This is a genomic window from Piscinibacter sp. HJYY11, from assembly GCF_016735515.1.
Taxonomy (GTDB): domain Bacteria; phylum Pseudomonadota; class Gammaproteobacteria; order Burkholderiales; family Burkholderiaceae_C; genus Rhizobacter.
Genome location: NZ_JAERQZ010000001.1, coordinates 32,275 through 52,937 on the forward strand (window position 1 = coordinate 32,275; position 20,663 = coordinate 52,937).

17 protein-coding genes and 1 pseudogene are annotated in these 20,663 nt (G+C 64.5%); 3 read left to right on the plus strand and 15 right to left on the minus strand.

Annotated features, from left to right (window positions below):
• Positions 1 to 176 precede the first annotated feature (176 nt).
• The 3 genes from JI745_RS00220 (at position 177) to JI745_RS00230 (ending at position 3,655) form a co-directional block, all read left to right on the plus strand.
• Complete coding sequence (locus JI745_RS00220) at positions 177 to 1,331, plus strand: ABC transporter substrate-binding protein (RefSeq protein ID WP_201802851.1); 1,155 nt, start codon at positions 177 to 179, stop codon at positions 1,329 to 1,331.
• 96 nt (positions 1,332 to 1,427) lie between these two features.
• The gene (locus JI745_RS00225) at positions 1,428 to 2,600 is read left to right on the plus strand and encodes a CaiB/BaiF CoA-transferase family protein (RefSeq protein WP_201802853.1); all 1,173 of its coding nucleotides are present in this window, start codon (positions 1,428 to 1,430) and stop codon (positions 2,598 to 2,600) included.
• 158 nt (positions 2,601 to 2,758) lie between these two features.
• A complete protein-coding gene (locus JI745_RS00230; protein ID WP_201802855.1) occupies positions 2,759 to 3,655 on the plus strand; it encodes a dienelactone hydrolase family protein in 897 nt (298 codons plus the stop codon).
• 713 nt (positions 3,656 to 4,368) lie between these two features.
• Here the strand turns inward: JI745_RS00230 and JI745_RS26870 are convergent.
• The 15 genes and pseudogenes from JI745_RS26870 to JI745_RS00305 all read right to left on the minus strand — a co-directional run.
• Positions 4,369 to 5,139: pseudogene (locus JI745_RS26870) on the minus strand (ferritin-like domain-containing protein); the annotation flags it as partial.
• The gene (locus JI745_RS00240) at positions 5,055 to 6,698 is read right to left on the minus strand and encodes a GMC family oxidoreductase (RefSeq protein WP_201802859.1); all 1,644 of its coding nucleotides are present in this window, start codon (positions 6,696 to 6,698) and stop codon (positions 5,055 to 5,057) included. The gene JI745_RS00240 and the pseudogene JI745_RS26870, both read right to left, overlap by 85 nt.
• Positions 6,699 to 6,701: 3 nt before the next feature.
• Positions 6,702 to 7,106: a hypothetical protein gene (locus tag JI745_RS00245; protein WP_201802861.1), complete on the minus strand. Its 405-nt coding sequence runs from the start codon at positions 7,104 to 7,106 to the stop codon at positions 6,702 to 6,704.
• A gap of 20 nt (positions 7,107 to 7,126) precedes the next feature.
• Positions 7,127 to 7,984 carry a phosphate/phosphite/phosphonate ABC transporter substrate-binding protein gene (locus tag JI745_RS00250; protein ID WP_201802863.1) on the minus strand — a complete coding sequence of 286 codons (858 nt, stop codon included), beginning with the start codon at positions 7,982 to 7,984 and terminating at the stop codon, positions 7,127 to 7,129.
• 64 nt (positions 7,985 to 8,048) lie between these two features.
• Positions 8,049 to 9,668, minus strand: coding sequence for a phospholipase D-like domain-containing protein (locus tag JI745_RS00255; RefSeq protein ID WP_201802865.1), 1,620 nt, complete (start codon positions 9,666 to 9,668; stop codon positions 8,049 to 8,051).
• Positions 9,669 to 9,874: 206 nt separating this feature from the next.
• A complete protein-coding gene (locus tag JI745_RS00260; protein WP_310738427.1) occupies positions 9,875 to 10,996 on the minus strand; it encodes a DUF1173 family protein in 1,122 nt (373 codons plus the stop codon).
• Positions 10,911 to 11,975 (minus strand): LPD7 domain-containing protein, encoded by a 1,065-nt coding sequence (locus JI745_RS00265; RefSeq protein WP_201802869.1) that lies wholly within the window; start codon positions 11,973 to 11,975, stop codon positions 10,911 to 10,913. Before JI745_RS00265 ends, JI745_RS00260 begins: the two co-directional genes overlap by 86 nt.
• Before the next feature lie 31 nt (positions 11,976 to 12,006).
• On the minus strand, positions 12,007 to 12,642 hold the full coding sequence (locus JI745_RS00270; protein WP_201802871.1) for an OmpA family protein: 636 nt from the start codon (positions 12,640 to 12,642) through the stop codon (positions 12,007 to 12,009).
• An 11-nt stretch (positions 12,643 to 12,653) separates the two neighbouring features.
• The gene (locus JI745_RS00275) at positions 12,654 to 14,645 is read right to left on the minus strand and encodes a type IV secretory system conjugative DNA transfer family protein (RefSeq protein ID WP_201802873.1); all 1,992 of its coding nucleotides are present in this window, start codon (positions 14,643 to 14,645) and stop codon (positions 12,654 to 12,656) included.
• A complete protein-coding gene (virB11, locus tag JI745_RS00280) occupies positions 14,642 to 15,778 on the minus strand; it encodes a P-type DNA transfer ATPase VirB11 (RefSeq protein WP_201802874.1) in 1,137 nt (378 codons plus the stop codon). The genes JI745_RS00275 and virB11 overlap by 4 nt, the downstream gene beginning before the upstream one ends.
• The gene (locus tag JI745_RS00285) at positions 15,775 to 17,139 is read right to left on the minus strand and encodes a TrbI/VirB10 family protein (protein ID WP_236674857.1); all 1,365 of its coding nucleotides are present in this window, start codon (positions 17,137 to 17,139) and stop codon (positions 15,775 to 15,777) included. The genes virB11 and JI745_RS00285 overlap by 4 nt, the downstream gene beginning before the upstream one ends.
• Positions 17,136 to 18,065 carry a TrbG/VirB9 family P-type conjugative transfer protein gene (locus JI745_RS00290; RefSeq protein ID WP_201802876.1) on the minus strand — a complete coding sequence of 310 codons (930 nt, stop codon included), beginning with the start codon at positions 18,063 to 18,065 and terminating at the stop codon, positions 17,136 to 17,138. Before JI745_RS00290 ends, JI745_RS00285 begins: the two co-directional genes overlap by 4 nt.
• Positions 18,062 to 18,838 (minus strand): virB8 family protein, encoded by a 777-nt coding sequence (locus JI745_RS00295; protein WP_201802877.1) that lies wholly within the window; start codon positions 18,836 to 18,838, stop codon positions 18,062 to 18,064. Before JI745_RS00295 ends, JI745_RS00290 begins: the two co-directional genes overlap by 4 nt.
• Before the next feature lie 14 nt (positions 18,839 to 18,852).
• On the minus strand, positions 18,853 to 19,548 hold the full coding sequence (locus JI745_RS00300; protein ID WP_201802878.1) for a type IV secretion system protein: 696 nt from the start codon (positions 19,546 to 19,548) through the stop codon (positions 18,853 to 18,855).
• 51 nt (positions 19,549 to 19,599) lie between these two features.
• The gene (locus JI745_RS00305; protein ID WP_201802879.1) at positions 19,600 to 20,661 is read right to left on the minus strand and encodes a type IV secretion system protein; all 1,062 of its coding nucleotides are present in this window, start codon (positions 20,659 to 20,661) and stop codon (positions 19,600 to 19,602) included.
• Positions 20,662 to 20,663: the final 2 nt, after the last annotated feature.

The window sequence follows — 20,663 nt, forward strand, 5'->3', positions numbered from 1 at the left end:
GCGAGCCGCGGCAGCTCGTTGCCGCGGCTCGCTTCGTCCCAACCGCAGTCATCGCGGCATCCCTCACTGTTCCTGACAAACGTCGCCATCGCACGCCGTCCGCGTGCGTGAGGGACGCGCACGTCTGTCGTCGATGCCGACTGCGCGTAGCCGCATGACGCCAAGGAGTATTGCCAATGAAAAGTCGCCGAAGCTTCCTCAGAAGTGCCGTCGGACTCACTGCTGGTGCGTCGCTTCATGCCGTCGCGTCCGCACAGCTTGTCGGCATGAGTCGCACCCCGGTGCTCCTTGGTTCGTCCCTGGCGTTGACCGGCGTGGTGGCCAGCGGCGGCATCGAACACACCAAAGGCATTCGGGCAGCGGTCAATGACGTGAACCGCGCAGGTGGCCTCAACGGCAGAGAGCTGAAGGCGGTCTTCGTCGACGACGGGTTCGTGCCTGCGCGTTCTGCCGAGAACATCAAGAAGCTGCTCGAGGACGGTGCACTTGCGTTTGCGAGTCTGATGGGCACCGCCAACACCTCCGCATGCATCACCACGCTCGAAGCTGCGGGCGCCTCGCTGGTGGGTCCCGTCACCGGCGCGAGTTCGGTGCGCCGAGCGGAGGTGAAGTCGTTGTTCCACATTCGTCCGTCCTATGCCGACGAGATCAGGCGCCTGGTCGAGCAGATGCAGACCCTGGGCATGCGGGACATCGCGGTCGTCTACCAGGACAACGCGTTGGGGAAGGAGTCGTTCGCCGATGCGGAACGAGCGTTTGCCGCGGCCGGAATCCGCTGGCCCATTGCGGTTTCGCTGTCGCTTGATGGCGCCAACGCAGACAGCACTGCGCGGGCCGTCCTGGGCGCCAAGGCGGGCGCGGTGTTGTTGCTCACCACCGGCACTGCTTCGACCGACTTCGTCCTGGCCTTGAGGAAGGCGGCACCGTCGATGTCGATCGTTGGGTTGTCCATCACCTTCACGGACATTCCGCGGCTGGGTGCCCACATCCAAGGTCTGGCGTGTTCATCGATCTTTCCGACGCCACGGTCGACCAAGCACGTGCTGATTCGCGAGTACCAGGCGTCGATGCGGGCCGCAGGATTGACGGCTGGCGTCGGCACCAGCTCCGTCGAAGGCTACATCAACGCACGAGTGGCCATTGAGGGCATTCGGCGCGGCATGTCGATGGGCAAGTCCTTCTCGCGCGAGTCCGTGCGAAGCGGGCTCATCAGCCTCCGGAATTTCCGGGTCGGGGACTTGTCCGTCGACTTCCGGTCGGGTCCGCCATGGGTGTCGCCCACGCCTGTGTCGCTCGCCGTCTACGGTCACGACGGTGTGTTGCGAGCCTGAGGCGGACGCATGGTGCTGTGTCGCCCAGATTCCGATGGAGGCGTGTGACGCGATGCGCCCTCCGTACCCATCTCACCTCAACTGGAGAAGCTTTTCATGAATGACGCTGGTGCACTCGCGGGCGTGCGGGTCTTGGACCTTTCACGCGTGCTGGCCGGGCCGCTGTCGGCGCAGACCCTGGGGGACCTCGGGGCCGACGTCATCAAGGTCGAACGGCCGGGCGTGGGGGACGACTCCCGCCACTGGGGACCCTGGTACTGGCGAAGTGATGGCAGCACGGAGTCGGCCTGGTTCCACTGTGCCAACCGCAACAAGCACTCCGTCACCGCCGACCTGGCCACTGCAGAGGGGCAGGACCTGGTGCGACGGCTGGCCGCCGAGGCGGACGTTCTGGTCGAGAACTACAAGGTGGGCGATCTGGCGCGCCACGGTCTTGCGTACGAGGACCTGCGACAGGTCAACCCGCGGCTCATCTACTGCTCGATCACGGGCTACGGACAGGACGGCCCGTCGGCACACAAGCCGGGGTACGACTTCGTGTTCCAGGGCGAGAGCGGCCTGATGAGCGTCACGGGCGAACCCGACAACCAGCTGGGTGGCGGTCCACAAAAGGTGGGTGCTCCGGTGGTGGACTTCGTCACCGGCCTGTATGCCACGGTCGCGATTCTCGCGGCTCTGCAGGCGCGGCATCGAACGAACCGCGGCCAGTTCGTCGACATCGCGTTGCTGGACTGCGCGGTCGCCATGGGCATCAACCAGTCCGCGTCCTACCTGATGACGGGCATGGTGCCGCGTCGGCGTGGCAACCGACACCCCGACGTGGTGCCCTATCAGACCTTCGAGGTTGCAGACGGTCACATCACCCTGTGCGTCGGCAACGATGGGCAGTGGCGCAGGCTCTGCAGCGCGGTAGGTCGTGGCGATCTTGGCGAAATGCCTCAGTACGCGACGGGCGGTGACCGCGCCTTGCACGGCGACGCCATCTCGGACGCCCTCGGCGCTGCACTGCGCCTGCAGACCGTTGCCTACTGGCTGGACACGTTGGGTGCCCAGGGCATTCCATGCGGGCCGATCAACGACTACGCGCAGGCATTCGCGTCGCCTCAGGCCCGGCACCGCGGCCTGCGCCAGTTGATCAGCACCGCTTCGGGCGAAGACGTGCCGACGGTAGCCAGTCCGATCCGGCTGTCGGATACGCCGGTGCAGTACCGCCACGTGGCCCCCGGTCTTGGCGAGCACAACGGATCGGGCTGGAAAACGCGCGGCTGACCCGCTTGGGCACCGTCAACGTCTGGACCGACGCGTGCCCGATCCGCCGACGGTCGCCTTGCGCTGAATCGCACAGGACAAGCACTCCCCAACAGACAACCGTTCCGACTTGTTGAAGCCGCGGTACAGCGGCATTTGTTCATCAATCAGGAGACATCATGTTCAACATCACAGACAGCTTGCGTCACATTGCCAAGGCAGCCGTTCTCGCGGCCACCTTGACCGCTTCTGCGCTCGCGGGCGCGCAAACCAACCCCTACGCCAAAGGGCCTGACCCGACGGTCGCGAACCTGGAGGCCGCGACCGGCACGTTCGCCGTGCGCTCCACCACCATCTCGCGTTACAGCGTGTCCGGCTTCGGCGGGGGCACGGTGTACTACCCCACCACGACTGGCTCCTATGGGGCGATCGCCGTCACGCCCGGCTTCAGCGCCTACCAGTCAGCGATTAGCTGGCTGGGGCCACGTCTCGCTTCACGCGGGTTCGTGGTGATCACCATCGACACCCTCACCACGTCCGATCAACCCGACAGCCGTGCACGCCAGCTCAAGGCTGCGCTTGATCGACTGGTCACGATGAGCCGCACCCCCGGCAACGTGCTCTACAACAAGGTTGACGCCACGCGGTTGGCTGTGGCCGGTCACTCGATGGGCGGCGGCGGCACGCTGGTCGCGGCGCGCGACAACCCGCAGTTGAAGGCGGCCATCGCCCTGGCCCCGTGGAGCTCGACCAACAATTTCTCGACGATTCGCGTGCCCACGCTGATCATCGGCGGCCAGAACGACACCACCGCGAGCGTATCGCGCTACTCGATTCCGTTCTACGACAGCATCTCGACGGGTGTCCCGAAGGCCTACCTCGAACTGCGCGGCGCTGACCACCTCTTCCCGCAAAATTCGTCGTGGTATCCGTTCGTGGGCCGCTACATGATCACGTGGTTCAAGCGCTTCGTCGACAACGACACCCGCTACAGCCCGTTCCTGTGCGGCGCTCAGCGAGACATCGACATCCGCAGCACCCGGGTGTCGGGCTACCGCGGCAACTGTCCGTACTGATCTGCAAATAGCGAGTTGCGCGTCGAGAGACGCGCAGCAAGTCTCCCATCTTCCAGAGCTACTCGCGCCCTGCAGGCGTAGAACGCGGCCTGAGTCGCCCGTTTCGTGAGACGCCGCTTGAACACTGCGGCCTATATGCCCCGGGGCTTTCAAGATCCATGCTGCACAGGCGCGAGCCTGAGTCCTGCCGCATAGCGCTCGAGGTTGCGGGCGGCGTTTGCCATTTGTGATGGCGCGTGCTCTTCGGCAGCGAGGGCGCGAGCGGCCTGGGTCAACTCTTCGAGCCGTTCGCGGACAAGTTGCATCGCCACGTCAGCGTCCGTCGGCAAAGCGACATGCCGCGTCAGCCCGAACTCCGGCCCCGCGCGCAACCGGCTGCCCGCGCGAAGGGGGAGCAGCATGAGCGCTTCTCCTATCGGTTTGAGCACCGTGGCCATAACTACGATGGCCACGGAAGCAAAGGACTTGGCGACGTCGCCGACCTCCGTGCTACTAAAGGTGAACTGCAACATGCGCATCGCCAATCCGTACACCTCATTGAAGTGCGCGGCTACGCGGTGGGTATACGGATCCTCGATCAAGGACACGCCGTACTCAGCCTCGAAACCCTCGACCCGGGTCGTTGGATTCTCTGCGACGATGCGCACAGGTGCGAACGCGTCGTCGGAGGCTGCAACCTCGGCCTCGAACTCCGCCAGCACCCGCAGGAACAAGCCGTAGTGACAGTTCATATCTTCGCGGCTTGTTCCTTCACCTTGCCCAACGATCATTTGGATCGCTGCCGCAGCAGTTTTCCTGTCAGCGACCTTGATCAGGTCGGGGAAGTCAACGACGTCTTGGCCGATCTGTCGGTCATCATTACCCACAAACAACTGGGCTTCGGGAATGGTCTGAAAGCCGCTCAGGATTTGCCCATAAAGTTCCCCAACCGTGACGTCCTGGCTTGTAGGTGACTGATCCTTTGGAAGCCCTAAGGTTTGCGCCACGTCCTCTGGGGACACGTGGGCCGGCAGTTCGTACATGATGAAGCGCTTCAGGCAGTCGGCACCGAATGGCGCGAGCTTTAAGGGCAAGTTCATGGCGTAGTAGGTTGCTGGCTGGGGGAAGCGTGGGCGCTGGTAGTACGGCATGCCGCCAATGGCTGCAAGCAGATTCCACACCTGCGCCAGATGCAACATCTCCTCTGCCGCGATCGCGTACAGCTGGCTGGCCCATGACCGCACCTTCTGTTGCTGCTGCCAGGTCATGCCACCCTCGGACAAGTCCTGTTTGAGGCTGAAAGCAGCAAACAGATACGTGCAGAGCAGGCCGTGCTCCAATTCGCAGGCATCGCTTAACAGCGACAACAACTGCGACCGCGAGGCAACTGGTTCCGCAGTGGCGCGGAAGAGCACCTCGCTCATACCTCCAGCTCCCGAGCGATGGCTGGGACCGCCCGCAGCGCCAGGGCGGCCACGGTAAGGGTGGGATTGGCAGTTCCACATGTGGGAAACGCACTGCCGCCGACGATGAACAAATTGCGGTGATCGTGCGCACGGCTGTCCACATCTACGACCGAGGAAGTGGGGTCGGTGCCCATGCGGCAAGTTCCCATGATGTGGTTGGCGGCTGAATAGCGATCGTCTGCCGGAATCGTGATGTCAGTCGCCCCCAGTTTCTCGAACAACGTCCGGATAACACTTCGCCCCATCGCGAAGCCACGCCGGTTGTAGTCACTGAGTTGAAAACGAAGTTCTGGCCGTGGAACGCCAAGGCGGTCCAACTCAGACGACAGCACCACGCGATTGTCGGCGTCGGGTAGTGTCTCGGTGGAGTAGCTTAGTCTGAATTGCCGGGTCAATACGTCCCGCGTACGTTCGCGCAATGCGTCACCGAATAGCCTCTCGTGCTTGATCAGGTTCAACGCTGTGGCGTAGGGGCCCTGGAGCAGTCCCCATCCGTCATTGCCGACAGACATTCGAAACGCCGCGCCGTGTGCCCGAAAGTGACCGTCGCGGAAAGCGTCGATGCCCGAGGTCGTAGGCGGGCCGCGGAACGGATACACAGGAAACGGAAGCAGCGCCGCGCCTTGCCCTTGCAGGTGATCCATCAAGTTTCGGCCCACCTGATCGCTTGAGTTGGCCACGCCATTCGGAAATACGTCCGTGCGGGACATCAGTAGCAGCTTCGCCGACTCGATGGCGTGCGCTGCCACTACCACGACTCGGGCGAACACTTCATGATCTGCGCCGTCCCAGGTGCGGTAGGTCACGCCCGTGGCACAGCCATCGGCGCCGATGTGCACGCGTGTGACGACCGACTGTGAGCGAATCTGGACACCGGCTTTGCGAGCCTTATCGAGGTGCACGGTGGCATCATATTTTGCGCCGATCGGACAGATGGGGTCACACGTGGAGTTTCCGGCGCAAGGGGGCCGTCCATCGTAGGGCTGGGAGTTGCGCGCCTGCGGCGTCGACATGATGCGAACCTCGCGCTCATGAATGACGATACCGTCTAGCAGCGGCTTAAGGATCGTGTCGCCGTAGCACGGCCAGATCTGGCTCATTGGGTATGGTGCGGAGCGCCAGCCACCCAGGTAGTTGGCCCATTCGTCATGGTTTCCCGAGACACCCAGCTCGGCTTCGGCCTGAACATACCAAGGCTCCAAATCGTCATAACTCAGCGGCCAATCGATGCCCACACCAAAATTCGACTTCATGCGAAAGTCGCTCGGAATGAGGCGCGGCACGTTTCCGCGCCAGTGCCACGTGGCACCACCGTAACGCCGCTGGTAGGTCGCCTTAAACTTGTCTTGGCCGGGTTGCACGTAGTAGTCCGTCGCGTCGTCCGGACTTGGTGCGAAGTGGTCACCGTCGCGGCCGCGATAGGGCGAGCCCATGCTTTTCTTCGGGGCGGACACGTAGGCCTTCACCAGATCTAGTCTCGAAGGCCCCTCCTCGCCGGCTTCCAGGATTAAGATCCGAGCGCGCTCATTGAGCTTGCTCGCGAGGATGCCTCCGACAACTCCCGCACCGACGATCACAATGTCGAAAACCTCGCTCATTGTTCAGTTTTCCGGTGGGTACTTCCAGTAGCCGAAGTAGCCGCCGGACAGCGCTGGCGGATGCGCCCCGATGACTGACCAGATGTGCGACCGGAAGTACTGCTCCGGTGGCCCGAACTTCCAGTTGTCGCCGTCAGCAAACGCCGACGTGTACCAAAGCAGGATGATCTGCTGGGCTAGCGCACCGAAGTCTGACGACTCCACAATCTGCTGGCGGATGTCCATTTCGAGATCGGTAGAGGTGCTCCGAAGTCGCGCGAACAATTCGAGCAGCTCATCTATGCGCGCCCCGAAGAGTTCGGCGCGCAACCGCTGCAGGTAGGGCGCCGCAAGGTCAGCCTGGGCATCCACTCCTGCCAGATGTCTGGACAGGTCGCGAAAGCAGGCTGCTGCGGTCGCAGCGTCCATCGTCGATCTGCGTGCGGGGCTCATAAAGGCCGCAAGAGGTCGCGCTCCTCCAGCCCCAATGCCGTCATGGTGTCGTTGAGCAGGTCGTAGGTGTTTGCCTCAATCGCCTTCAGGCCCTGGACCATGCCCCAGAAGATCTCCAGCGCCGCCTTGCCTTCCGCAGACTTTCCGGCCGCGACCAGTGCGTCTTGCAACGCAGCACGCTCGCCGTGGTCAGCCACTCGCGCGACTACCGGATCGCTGGGAATGGGGTCGGACCGCACGAGCTGCACAAGCTTCTGGTTGGCGTCACGGTAGCCATCTTGATTGGCTAGATCGATGATGACCCCATCATGTCCCGCGCCGATGTCGACTTGCCCCTCGTACACCGCCTTCGCGACAAGGTCGTGGCCGCCAAGGAACTCGACACGGGCGAAGTGCGTGAACGGGTGCACGCCGAGTTTCTGCTTAAGCGAGAACGCGTTCACCAGGAAATTGGACGTCGAGTACGGCACGCCGTAGCCGATGCTGCGCCCCTTGAGCTTGTCTGGCAGCTGGGGGGCGTCCTTGCGTAGAGCGGTATCTGCCCGCGTGTATATCTGGGCGAAGTAATTGTCGCCGACGACGCCGTCAATGGTCCGGAGCGCGATGGCGATGGACGCGATGTCGCTGCCATTGGGTCGACGGCGTGCAAAGACATAGCCCAGCGGATTCATGAGCGCGAGCTCGCTGTCGCCGGCAAGCAACTGGTCGATTTGCTTATTGACCTCCACGCCGGGCAGCACCTTGATCGTCGTATTGGAGCCCATCTCTTTTGCGACCACCGACGCGAAGACCTCTACGTTGCGGTGCACTTCCGCCGCAGATCGATGCTGCGTGATCCAGGGGTAGTACGACATGCGATATGTAGGCACGGCGGATCCTCCTCAATGCGTGGCCAGAATGGGTTGGTGCTTCTTCTTCCTAGAACAAGTCAAGTTGGGACAGCCGGACCTTGATCATTCCAGCCGGCACGCTCGTCTCCCAAGGCTGGACGAGGCGGGGAGCCGGCGCGTATTCATCAAGTTCGGCTTGTCGGGCCCGACTCCAGTCATACAGAAATACGCGTTGCAGGTATTCCGCGACTTCTTCGTCGTGAAAGATGATGCTTGCGTCGCGGTTCCAACTGGCACCGGCGTTGCTCCAGTTGTGACTACCGAGCAAGGCAACGCGACCGTCCACGATGATCCCTTTGGTATGACAAAGGTTATCGATCCTGATGTTGTTGATATCAAAGCCGAAGTCCTGCGCGGCCTCCAGGTCGTCACGCTCACCATAGCGGAAGAGAATCTTGACGTCGCGACCAACCCGCTGGTGGGTGAGCAAAGCCTCCAGCAGTCTGGTGTAGCCGGCTGTTCGCGGCTCGGCGGTCTTGAACGTTTGATTCTGAAAGTAGATCGTTGAGTCGCGCGATGTCGCAGATTCAATAAGTTCGAGCGCACGCTCAAGGTAGTTGTCAGGGGACAATACCGGTCGAATATCTAGAGCCCGATTGATCTGCAGTGGCTCAAAGTAGCGTACTGGGACCCTTGGCCGCCGACGCTCCATGAACAGGCTTGTGTTTGCAATCCACATTTCCGGATCCGCAAGATCAACAAGCGCATCCGGCCCCGCGGCCGCCTCTGCGTCACGGCGATCCTGAAGCAAGTGCTCTTCGAAGATGTTGGCGAGACGCTCGTTTTTAATGATGACGTGCCACTCGCGGTTGTACTCGCTCAGCAACGGCGGCGTTTGGTCTCCGTTGTTCAGGGGATCGAACGGCGGCTGGTTCGATGACTGCCAACTTCCCGACGACAGCCAGGTTTCGATGCGGTCTCTAACGGCCACCTTTATGTGATACGAGCTGTCGAAGATGCCCCTGGGATTGACGCATCGCCCAAACGCCGACCTCAGCACGGCCCACGCATGCTCCAGTCGATCGCCAAAAGCCTCCTGAAGCATGCGCACGGATTCGGCGTCCTTGATGTCGCCGGCTTTCGTGCCTTGGCCAATGTTCGAGCCTTTCTGAACTACTAGCGACATGGCTTCCAGGCGGCGCGCGAGTTCCAGCGAAGCTTCGATGATGTGTGGGGCGCTGTACTCGTACATACCGACCGTCAGACGCTTCTCGGTTCTCGCCAAGAACTGCTTTAGATTGGGCCATCCTGCATCGGGGCTAAGGTGCACGATAGCCTGCATCGGCTCGCTGAATCGATCCAATCTGAACTTCTTGGCGGTTCTCTCGGTGTAGTTGTGCCCACGTTCGCAGGTGTCGGGCGGCGAGGCAGCGGCCAGCACGTCCTTGAAACTGGCGTTGGCGACATCGAGGGTGAATCCCTCGATGTGCATCGGTAAAGGCGATGTTCCGTGTTGGTGGAGCGTGGCAAGCGGTAGCTTTTGCCGCACCACCACGACAACGGCAGGTTCCTTGGTCAACATTCCGTCTTTGACCCGATAGCCCGCGCGCACGCGCAGAACATCGGGTCGCTGCCCAAGCGATTCCGCCGCAAGGTCGACGGCCGCCGGCAGCCCTTGCGTGCACTCCGCGAGAACCTTGGTCACCATGATTAGTGCTCCCTGTGGCCGAACGTTGAGCTAGCGGAGCGAATTATGCCTAGTCTGCATATTGAGCGGATAACGCTCCAGGCAGCCGGCGACCCTCGTTCTTCCGCCCCGGATCAGGATACTCTGAATCGCCTCGGATGGCGGCCTCAATCGTTGACGACTTCGACTGAGCATCGCAGGTCCTCTCGCGATCGCGTCGCAACAGGTCATGAGTGATCCGCGCATCGGCCTTGGGTGAACGTTCGGTTCTTGGGAAGACGAGGAGTGCTTGTCGAGTCAGGAGTGAATTCTTGAGTTGAGAGCACGTGGGGACGCGGCAGCCAATTGACGTCACAGCAGATCGCTGCGGCGCGGTGGATCTGGGGCACGGCAGAACGGCAGTCGGAAGCGATGGCGAGGACCACCCGGTGCGCGCGGGGGGCTGTTGCTTCTACTTCTTCCGTCGGCCCCCGCCACACGCCATCTGACCTGGGATCTGCGCGCAGGCGCATTTCGGGCATGTGGCGCATGGTGAGCCAGCAGGCGTGAGCCTCGATCGTTGCTGTCTTGAGTTCGGCCAGCAGGAGGTGCCGCGCGCCCGATGATGCCTGCAGTCCTTGCAGCCAGCTGTCGCGGCGCTTTCGGATTTGCTCCCATGAATTCCGCTTGAACGTTTCCGGCACGAGCAGCCGAGCGCTGAGCGGGAGGTCTCCCAGCCACAGGGTGCGTGCGACACCCAGCAGCCGGGCGCGCACCACCGCCCAGTTGCGTCGCCCCGCGAAGGAGGGATGCCAATGCGTCAGCTCCGCTCGTTCCCACAGGAACACGAGGAGTTCGTGCAAGGACATGCGGGCCCGATGTCCGGCCTCAGCCGTATTGGCTGCAGCGTGATCACGAGTGCTTCGTGACCGATTCGAGGGCGCGTGCAGGGCGAAAGCCAGGTGCAGTTGAGTCCGGCTTGTTGCCGGGTCGATGCTCACGCCATGCGCTTTCTCGCTTTCGGCATCGTTCCGTGCCTCGCGCGATGATCGGCACCAGGAAGCGTGTTGCGAGCCGGTGCCGGGCATGCGCTTGAGGACGAAGGTGTCACCCAGGTGCGCGACGTACATCGCGGGCGCCGCAGGTGTACACAGGCAGCGCGGGCGCGCGTCTGCCAGGTAGCTATTCCTCAGTGCATCCTGGAAGGTACTGCTCGACGGGGAGACATGCTGCCCGTCCACGAGCAGGCACCGGTCGGGTGAAGCGGCGACTGGCATGTCCGGGCTACCGGGTCGGTGATGGCCTGTCCTGTGTTCGTGTGTGCGTGGTCGTGCGCGTGACAGCGAGGTGGCTCGGTGCGGCGGCGTCATGGACCTTGACCCGGACGGACTGGCCCCGGCTCCGTCGAGCATCCAGTTCCTTCTCCGTCGCTTGCATGACTGCTTCCCGGCGCGCAGCGGGCACGCCTTTCGCGACCAGGATCGCTTCGATGGCAACCAGCACGGCCTTGCGTCCGCCGCCTCGCCCCTCCGCCTTGGCCGGGGTTCCTTGGGAAGGCTCGGCTTGCGCCGGTTCTACTCGATTGATGTTGCGGCCCTCCGAGGTCTTCCGGAGGAGGGCCCAGTCGGAAGGCATCGGCTCGTAGCCCATGGTCTGCAGGCCGCGGGACGCGGCTTCCAGCCACACCATTCGCCGGAAGTCCTCCGTGCCCGACGCGCGCAAGGCCCGCCAACCACGTGCTTCGGCGACGTCCACCATGGACCGCGCGACAGAGGGACTGTTGGTGTCGGTTGCCAGTCGCAGCCCCGTTTCGGTGAAGGCGATGCGCGACGGGTCTCCCTTGAAGCGGTATTCAATAGCTCCAAAGTGGAGTTCACCCACCGAGATGGCGGGCCGCTTGATGACATAGCGCTCAGCGAGAGTGGACTCCACCCGTGCGATCAGGGCGAGCTGTGCTTCGGCGGCATCGATGACCGTGGAAGGCGAGGGCTTCTTCGCCGAAGTTTCCGTGGCCGACGACTGCGGGCGTGGTGCCGCGTCCCGCTGTTCCAGATCCGGGATGCGCTCCCAGCGCTCCCCGTTTCTCGACACCGTGTGGCGGGCGCCATCCGCTCCGACGGCCGTGAAGCGCGTGCTCCAGAGCTGCTCTGCCTTTGCCACGATGTCGGCCAGGCGGGCGGTCCGGTACGTCACTTCGGCGAAGGGGTCGCGCAGTTCGTACCGCGTACCGTTCGGTTCAGTCCGCTCAGCATTCCGCGCGGCCTTGACACGGTCCAGAGGTTCGATGCTTCCACCGGTCTTCGGTGGTGAGGGGTTCGGACCTGGTGAGGGTGCAAGGTTGCCGTCCATGGCTTGCTCCTGACGTGGGGTGTTTGTCGGCTCAACCGGCCGCATTGAGGGACGTCGCCGGTGTTGGCGGCCTGTCATGGATCTCGACCTCCACCCTGCGGTTGAGGCTGCGGGCGGCCGCGTCGGTGTTCGGTGCCACCGCATCGCCGGTGGGCTGGTAGGTGGTTCGCACCCGGCGGGAATCGATGCCATTCGCCGTCAGGAGGTCGCGCACACGCTCGGCGCGTGCTTTTGCCAGTCGCCCATCGGCCAGGTTGTCCACCACCCCGTCGGTCCTTCCGTGCAGAACGATCCACGGAGCGTCCTTCGCCGCTTTCAGCAGCGTCTGTTCCGCGTCCGGCCTGAGCCGCACCTCGCTGCTGGCGAAACCGAAATGAATGGTGAACATCTGGTGGCCTCGGGTGGGCACCGTCTCGTCCATGCTTGTCCTGCTGGTTCGGGCGCGCTGGCAGGCCTGGACCCGTGCCGCAATCGACGCAAGGGCCGCCCTGGACTCCTCGGCCCGCAGTCCCTCGTTGTGGAGTTCATGCTGGCAACGTTGCAGCGCGATCGCCTGGGTGTTGTTGACGGGGCGCTTGTCCTGTCCGTCGACCGTTGGAGGCTCCGCGGTGGTGGAGCATGAACCGAGCAGCGAAGCGCACAACAGGATGGAAAGGGTCCGACACATGGCAGTCCTTTTCAGAGAGAGAGCGGCCGGGCTTCGACGCCTGGGATGACGGGTTCGATCGTTCCAGCCACTTCTCGCTGGGCGTGGCCGTCCGGCTCGGTGAACATGTCCAGCAGGGCGCTGGCCACCAGGTCCGCCGGTCCGTCGAGTCGCTCAGTCGCGACGTCCAGGTCGAAGGCGAGCGAGTCCGCGTTGAAGTCGTCGGGCAGCAGGTCCTCCCCATCGATGTACCGCCATCGTTGCTGCACGCGGGCCATGTGGCAGGCCATGTCAATGGGACGGACCTGCGGTGACTGGCGCAGACGTTGGCGGAACCGCTTCAGCCGGTGATAGCGGATCTTGTCGGCGAGGATGGGCTTGCAGTTCTCGTGAAGGATCACGAGGCGGTCGGCGCCGAGCTCCTTGATCTCCTGAGGGAGCAGCAGCGCGCGGCGCTGCTCGCTTTCATTGCGGCTGACCGAGCGGTGGCCATGCTGGCTGAACGAGCGGCTGGTGCCCCTCGACGTCGCCGACTCGGTGAAGTGGCCCAGCATGGCGCTGTACTCGTCGGCGTCCCGCTGCTCGCGAGGCGCATAGAGGATCTGCAGCCCGTGGTTGGTGGCGAAGGTCCGGGCCTCCTTGTCGCCGTACACGGCGTCCAGCTGGGACATCGCCTGCACGATAGTCAGCAGCCGCAGGTTGTAGCCGGCGAGGAAGGCGGCCGCCGAGACGATGATGCCCACGCGTCCCATGGCGGTGAACTCGTCGTTGATCAGCAGGCACTGGTGGCGCAGCGTGCGGTCCTGTTCGGGCAAGGTCTGGGTGTTGCAATTGACGAGCTGCGAGAAGAAGAGATTGAGCAGGGGACGGGCGCTGGCCAGGCGGTGCGGCGGGACGCACACGTAGACGGACATCTGCCGGCGCCGGACGTCGTCCAGCCGGAAATCATCGGCGCTCGTGGCGGCGTCGACGATCGGATCGGCGAACAGGGTGAGCGGTGCGTTGAAGGTGGCGACGATGCTCGAAAGCGTGTTCTCCGAGTTCGAGAGCAGGCGCTGCAGCGCATCGACGCATTCCGTGGAAAGCCGCGGGCCTTCGGGTGGCCTGCGATCGACGAGCCGCTGCAGGTGGTCCTTCAGGGACACCCCCTTGCCGGAGGACTGGCGCAGCATCTCTCCGATGGTGCGCGGCAGGGCAGTGGTCTCCAGCAGGACCAGGCCGAGCCCGAGGAAGAGGTTGCGCGCCTGGTCGTTGAAGAACGCTTCCGAGGAGGTGCCCGTGCCGTCGTTGGGGAAGAACACCTGCGCGATGGCGAGCAGGTCGCCCACGCGGTGCAGCGGATGGGTTCTCACCGCGCCGAGCGGGTTCCAGCGGTGGCTCCTGGCCTCTTCGTCGAAGGGGCGGAAGGCGTAGACTGCCTGACCGCATTCCGCACGGTAGCCGGCAGTCAGCTCGTAGTTCTCGCCCTTGATGTCGAGCACGACCACCGAGTCGGGCCAGTTCAGCAGATTGGGAATCACCACGCCGACCCCCTTGCCGCTGCGGGTCGGAGCGGAGAGGAGGACGGACAGCTGGCCGGGCAGGGAGAGGAACTGGCCGCGGTAGGCACCGACGAGGATCGCCGGACTGCGGGGACGGTGCCAAGTAAGGACGTTCGGCAAGAGGCCGGCCCGGGCGATCTCGGCACGGGTCGCGAAGCGTGCGTCGCCGTGCAGCTTGCGCCGCGGTCTGGCGGTGTGCATCAGCAGCAGCGGCACCACGCCCAGCATCAGCACATGGGCGCCCACCGTGGCGGTGGTCAGGCTCGGCCTGAAGTGACGCTCCGGACCGTAGTGCTGCCAGTAGACGATGAGGTCCAAAGGGCGGACGGCCGTGGGGCTCGATTTGTGCATCAGCAGGAAGAAGACGACGGAGAGGTGTGCAGCCGTCGCCCAGAGCAGGACGAACAGGATCGAGATCGCCGTCGCCGCAACGAGCTTGCGGGCACGACTCCACTGTTGCGAGGGGAGAGGGGGTGCGTTCATGTGACCTCGCTCGCACCGGCCCGTCGCTGAAGGCGATACGACCGCGGCTCGTAATGCAGCTCGGAGATGAAGCGCCCGCGTTCGTCCCGGTCGAACTGCACGATGACGTCGACCACCATGCCCAGCAGCGACTTGATCTCGTCCATGCGCAGGCCGCCTCCGGCCCCGGTCTCGCGGATCATGAGGGACATCTGCTCCAGCGCGAGCGCACAACTGCCGGCGTGCAGGCTGGTGATGCTTCCCGGGTGGCCGGAGGCGGCCAGGCGCACGAAGTAGAAGCACTCGTCGCCGCGCACCTCGGCGAGGAAGATGCGATCGGGCTTCATGCGCAGGCATGCTTCCAGCAGCGACTTGGCCGTCACCCGGGCAGTGCCCTGCGCGTCCTTGCTGTAGAAGAGGTGCACGACGTTGGGATGGTTCGGCAGGGTGAGTTCGGCCGTGTCCTCGATGGTGATGAGACGCTCCGTGTGAGGCACCTCCTCGACCAGGCCTTTCATGAAGGTCGTCTTGCCCGAGCCGGTCTTGCCGCTGACCACGATGGTCTGCTGCTTGCGCACGGCCAGTCGCAGGAACTCGGCATAGCGACGCGCGTCCTTAAGGGCCACCAGCTCCTGCTCAAACGGCTGCAGGCGCTGGTCGGACGTGTCCCTCACGGCGATGGTCCGCTGGAACAGGCCCTCGCGCTCGAAGTCGTCGAGCGTCCGGGTGAGCTGAGACGGCTTGCGCACCGTGATCGACACCGTCCCGCGGGTGACCGCGGGTGGTATGACGAACTGGATGCGCTCGCCGGTGGGGAGGGTGGCCGAGAGCAGCGGGCGCTCCTGGCTGATCTGCTGATCGCAGAAGGTGGCGACGGCGGTGGCCAGCGAGTGGCAACGCTCATAGCTCATGAGGGGGGCGTCCAGCGCCTGCCAGCCTCCAGGCGTCTCGATCATCAACTGCCCCGGCCGGTTGACGCACACCTCCAGCACGCCCGGCATGTCGAGGGCTTCGCGCAGCGGGCGCAGGAACTCGATCACCGAGGTCGCCGCACCTTGCCAGCCTGTTGTGGTGGCGTGGACGGGCGTGTCCACCGCGCTGGTCGCTGCGCTAGCGTGCACTGCCGAGCCGATGCCGTCGTCATCCCGCTTCATGGCGCTTTGCCTTGCTGGAGCCGCTCGGTCGGCATCAGCTCGTACACGGAGGAAAAGTCCACGTCGCGCGCGACATGAACCCCGACGATGGCGCCCTGGTGCTGGGTGATCACCGGCGGGATGCCGATCGTGCTTTCCAGCACCTTGCCGGCCAGGTCGCTGCCGGTGTCGGTGGTCGAGGACAGCACCACGCCATCGGTCTGCTGGCCGGTCTGGTGGGCGACGGTGATGCGCACGGTGTCGTCGATGAGCGACAGCAGCAGGGCGGCGCCGATGCGTTCCTCCCAACGGTTGTCGACGTGGCCATCGACGCCGGATTCGCCCAGGGGACCGGTGCCGGGTGAATCCAGGTCGACGCTGATGCCTTGCGGCGTGCGCAGCCGAGTCCACAGCAGCGGGATGCGCACGGTGCCGGGCTTGACGGACGTGACGCGGTACTCGCCGTCAAGGTGACTGCCCCGTTCCACCAGCAGGACCCGGCCGTCCTCGCTGTAGACGTTGCGCTGCACCTGGCACCCAGCCAGTCCGGCCGTAGCGCTGACGATCCGGGTCTTGAGCGCGCAGGTGAAGCTGCTGCCCTTCGGGAGGACCAAACTGCGCGGCACGAGTCTGGTCGCGTCGGTACGCGGAGTCGAGGACTTCGGCATCTGCCCGCCGAGGAGTGCTCCTGTGCCTGCCTGAGCGGCCGGAGCACCGGCACGTCCTGCCAGCCCTTCTTGCCCTTCGCCGGACGCGGACGCCGCGCCAGCACTGGCGTTAGGAGCTCCGGAGCGCCGCATGAGGGTGTCCAGCAGCTGGTGCGTCTGGCGTTGGGCGTCCTGCAGGGAGCGGGATGTGTCGCGCGACCCGGCGGTTCCTCCTTCGCGATGGCCGGTCTCGTCGCGACTGGAGGCCTTCGAGGACAAAAGCATGATCGGTGCGTCCTCGGGCGAAGTGCGTGTGGCGTCTCGGCTGCCCCCTTGCAGGCCGATCGGAGCAGCCCGCTCTTCGGCGGTGGGTACCAGCGCGGGAATACGCTCTCCTGCGGGCACCGGCGGCGGCGCGATGCTGAGGTCGAGGCGCTTCGCCTCGGCAGCCGCGGCGGAGGGGCGCTGTGCGGGTCGCTTGTTCGAGGCGGGGTCGGCAGGTACGGACGCCGTGAAGCGGTGGATCGACATGCCCAGCACGGACACGATAGAGGCGATCAGCACGACGCCGGCGATCAGCGCCTTGCGGGAGAGGGTGGGTCCGCTGCGCTGCGCGATGTCCGGTATGCCGGGTTCGCCGGCCAGTGGCTCGAGCGTGTCCGTCATCGGGGGTGGGGCGACATCGGCGATCTTGTCCGACTGTCGTGGGCTGAGCGGTTCGTGGTCGGTGCTCATGGACGCTCTCCCGATGTGGGCCCGCGCGTCGGCGACGCGGAGGTTGAGCGCGTGACGCCAGGGACGGTGGTGCCGCCTTGGGGCGCCGCACCCTCTGGATCGAAGGACTCGTTCCAGATCCCGACCACGGAGTTGCTACTGCGGAGCATCAACCGGTGGCTCACACGGTCGACGACCAGCAGGTCGTCTTCCATCCGGCTGTTGACCAGCGTTTCAGTGCCGTCGGCGAGCACGTGGAACACTGCCGGAAGTTCCAGGTTGCCGGGGAAGCGGAAGTAGGTGAACCGACCATCGTCGAACACAAGGGTCGGCACGATGGCTGTCGAGTGACGCCCTTCGGCAAGCGTGTAGTCGCTGTTCACGACAAGCGGCTTGAACCGCAGTCGCGCGGCGACCAACGCGTCCCGGGTCGGCTGCTCCGGTCGACTGTTGTTTTCTGAGGCGGATTCAGTCTCAGGTCCCATCACCGGGGACGGGGCCTGCGCCAACTGAGGACTCCCAAGCGACGCCGTGACCTGTGGTGCCTTGACTCGGAGGCGGTACACCGCGGGCCGCCCGCCACCGTCGGTCACGAGGTCCAACCTGAAGGCGTGCTGCCGCTGGTTGGTGACCACCGCCAGAGTGTTGGAGGTGGTCGCCTGGCCTTTGGGCTTGACGAAAAGAGTTCGCCCGCCCGGTTGTGCGGCGATGCACCACACGGCGTCAGGCTTGCTGCACTCCGCGCCGAGGCCTGTGGCCATCTCCTGGATGGCTTCATCGGCATCCAGAACGATGAGGGTGACCACGCCACGCTGCACCGGCACCGACACGACGGCGTGTGGGTCGTAGGCAATTTCGCGCAGCCGTGGGTCGGGCGGCGCTGCGCTGCAAATGGAGGAGCCTCCGGCTACCAGCACCGCCACGCCGATGCAAAACTGGTGCTTCATGGCTTCACGCCCGGCACCGGCTGCGCCTGGGTGTTGATCTCGGGGTCGGACCGGTACGCTGTCACGACGAAGCCGAACGGGTTCTCCAGTCGGTCGGCTTCTCTGGTCAGGACCTTGGGCTGGTATTCGAAGACGATGCTGGCCACGTGCCGTGTGCTGGCCTCCGGCAGGTTGCGCTCGGTGAGCCGGACCACCTTGTCGTAGGTCACGGTGGCTTCCCCCCGGTTGCCGCTGCGGCCCGCTGCTGAAAGACGAACATTGACGATCTGGATGCGGCGTTCCTCGGTGGCCCCCAGCTTCTTCTGCAGAGCGTTGTCGCCCTCGAACTGCCGGCTGTAGTCGGCGAAGACGGCGGGCACCGCCATGCGCGCGACCTGGTCGAAGTCGCGTTGCAGGAACATCCAGACGTATGCCTCTCGTGCGCGCACGAAGCTGGCGAGGTTGTGCTTGTCCAGGGCTTCCAGCGAAGGGATGGTCTCCTCCGACAGGCGCTGCTGGATCGTCGTTTCGCCGGTGAGCCGGTCCACGACGATCGGGATCTCGACGACGCGGCGCAACGGTCCCTGGATGAACACGCCGCCGATGCCGATCAGCCCGATCGAGAGGCCCGCAATGGCGACGTGCCAGGCTCGGCGTTCTGAGCGCTCCAGCATCAGCGCTCGGTCCACCTCCCAGGCAAGATTCACCAGGTGCGGGTCGTCCTGCGTCGAGGTCGTGGCGGCGGCTGGCTGCGGCCATGCGGCGGCGCCACCGTCGTTCAACACGGTGCTCATCGTGGCTCCGGAAGTCAGCGCAGGAAGTCGGCGATCCGACCGGTACGGCTTAGGTTCTGGTACTGACGCTCGCGGTCACGGGAGCGTGCGATGCGCTCCTCGCTGTCGGCCATGCCCTGAAGCATCTGGATCTGCGACAGCTCGTGGGCGAGCAACGCGCTCTCGGCGCCGATCCGTGCCTGGATCTCCTGCGCCGCCTTCTGGTCGTCGGTCGCATTGATCTGGTCCATGAGGCCGTTGATCTGGCGCAGGCGGCCACCCGCGGCCACCATGGCGTCCTGTAGCAATGCCTTCTGCTGGTACGGCTGAGCCAGCCCGGCTTGGCAGGTGGTGCGGTCCGTGCCCTGGCGGTCCAGGCAGTTGTAGACCATGGCGGCGTCGCGCAACTGACGCGCAGTGCCGGTTAGCCCGCCGTATCCGGCGGTCGTCACGGTGTTCAGCACCGCGTGCGCCTCGGGCGGGATGTAGTTGCGCAACGCCGGGTTGTTGAGGATCTGTCCGAGGTTGCGCGAGCCGGTGATGCTGCGCACCTGGGTTTCGAGCTGGGTCAGCTGCTCGATCTGGTTGGCCGTGTCCGTGTAGTCGTTCAGCACCTGCATGATGGTCTGGACGAGGTTGGCGATGTCGATGACGGGAATGCCCTGGGCTCGGGCCTGTGTGCCGCCCAGCGCGATGGCTGCGGCAGCGATGAACTTGACGGAAGTTTTCATGGGTAGGCTCCTTGGTGAGGCTGGAGGAGAAAGGGGCACGGCCATGTACGTTCAGACGCGGCCCCGCTGTGCGGCAAGTCGATAGGCGGCCGTGCGGACCGCGCCGGCGGCGTGGCGAACCGAAGCGCTGGCGGAGACGGCTGCTTGGCGCAGAGCGCCTGAGGGTCGGATGGCACCGCCCTGGGTCGGACCAGTAAACGGCGCGTGCGTCGTTGACGTCGCCCGTGATGCGGAGACCGAGCGCAGCCCGGAAATCATCATGGCGTTCTGGACCATCTGCAGGCCCTGCTGCACGGCAGGACCGCCGGTCAGGGCCGACGCGAGGCTCGGGGCTTGGAAGCAAATGACGCCCATCAGGATCATCAGGATGCAATACCGAGTCGCTTCGCCCAAGGTGTTGAGGGCGTCGCCCGCAAGTCCGCCGGCACTGTTGATGGCGTCGAACATTTGCGACCCAACATAGGTGCTCAGTCCGAGCGCGAAGAAGGCGAACCAAGTCAAAGCCACCGTGTTGAGCAGCATGGACAGCCAGCTGTCGAAGAAGCGCTGGGTGGGTCGCCAAGCGAGGCACAGGATGAAGAGGGGGCCGATCGCAATGACGAACGTCATCAGCACCTTTGACAGCGTGACGACGAAGAGCGCGATGCACAGGAAGGCGACCGAGCCGATGGAGAAGACCGTGGCGGCGAGGACGAGGTCGAGCCGGAACATGCTGGCCTCTCGCATCATCTCTGCGACCTGAGCTCCGGCTTGGTCGTTGAAGCGATCCAACAATTGGAACGGGGATGTCAACGTCGCGGGATCTGCGTTCCTTGGCAGGAAGGTCGTCGCTACGCCCAGTGCAAGTGAGTTGGCAGCTTCCGAGACGTTGGTGATGTAGAAGCCCGACTGCAGCGCGAATGCCAAGACCAAGCCGATCTTGAACGCCTTCCACGTGAACGTCGGAATCGATTCGGGCACGTCCTGGCGCATCACCGCCCAGCCGTACAGGCCCACCCAAAGTGTGAGAGCCGAAAGCGCCAGAGGGGTGATGGCGGAGATGAGGTTCGACACTACGGACAAGACGTAGTTGTCCAGCACTCGATCGAATAGGCCCCCAACCCACTGGAACATGA

Excerpts from the sequence above, each read along its gene's own strand:
- JI745_RS00220 (WP_201802851.1), top strand. The coding sequence starts at position 177 with ATGAAAAGTCGCCGAAGCTTCCTCAGAAGTGCCGTCGGACTCACTGCT.
- JI745_RS00225 (WP_201802853.1), top strand. The coding sequence starts at position 1,428 with ATGAATGACGCTGGTGCACTCGCGGGCGTGCGGGTCTTGGACCTTTCA.
- JI745_RS00230 (WP_201802855.1), top strand. The coding sequence starts at position 2,759 with ATGTTCAACATCACAGACAGCTTGCGTCACATTGCCAAGGCAGCCGTT.
- JI745_RS00240 (WP_201802859.1), bottom strand. The coding sequence starts at position 6,698 with ATGAGCGAGGTTTTCGACATTGTGATCGTCGGTGCGGGAGTTGTCGGA.
- JI745_RS00245 (WP_201802861.1), bottom strand. The coding sequence starts at position 7,106 with ATGGACGCTGCGACCGCAGCAGCCTGCTTTCGCGACCTGTCCAGACAT.
- JI745_RS00250 (WP_201802863.1), bottom strand. The coding sequence starts at position 7,984 with ATGTCGTACTACCCCTGGATCACGCAGCATCGATCTGCGGCGGAAGTG.
- JI745_RS00255 (WP_201802865.1), bottom strand. The coding sequence starts at position 9,668 with ATGGTGACCAAGGTTCTCGCGGAGTGCACGCAAGGGCTGCCGGCGGCC.
- JI745_RS00260 (WP_310738427.1), bottom strand. The coding sequence starts at position 10,996 with ATGACGCCGCCGCACCGAGCCACCTCGCTGTCACGCGCACGACCACGC.
- JI745_RS00265 (WP_201802869.1), bottom strand. The coding sequence starts at position 11,975 with ATGGACGGCAACCTTGCACCCTCACCAGGTCCGAACCCCTCACCACCG.
- JI745_RS00270 (WP_201802871.1), bottom strand. The coding sequence starts at position 12,642 with ATGTGTCGGACCCTTTCCATCCTGTTGTGCGCTTCGCTGCTCGGTTCA.
- JI745_RS00275 (WP_201802873.1), bottom strand. The coding sequence starts at position 14,645 with ATGAACGCACCCCCTCTCCCCTCGCAACAGTGGAGTCGTGCCCGCAAG.
- virB11 (WP_201802874.1), bottom strand. The coding sequence starts at position 15,778 with ATGAAGCGGGATGACGACGGCATCGGCTCGGCAGTGCACGCTAGCGCA.
- JI745_RS00285 (WP_236674857.1), bottom strand. The coding sequence starts at position 17,139 with ATGAGCACCGACCACGAACCGCTCAGCCCACGACAGTCGGACAAGATC.
- JI745_RS00290 (WP_201802876.1), bottom strand. The coding sequence starts at position 18,065 with ATGAAGCACCAGTTTTGCATCGGCGTGGCGGTGCTGGTAGCCGGAGGC.
- JI745_RS00295 (WP_201802877.1), bottom strand. The coding sequence starts at position 18,838 with ATGAGCACCGTGTTGAACGACGGTGGCGCCGCCGCATGGCCGCAGCCA.
- JI745_RS00300 (WP_201802878.1), bottom strand. The coding sequence starts at position 19,548 with ATGAAAACTTCCGTCAAGTTCATCGCTGCCGCAGCCATCGCGCTGGGC.
- JI745_RS00305 (WP_201802879.1), bottom strand. The coding sequence starts at position 20,661 with ATGTTCCAGTGGGTTGGGGGCCTATTCGATCGAGTGCTGGACAACTAC.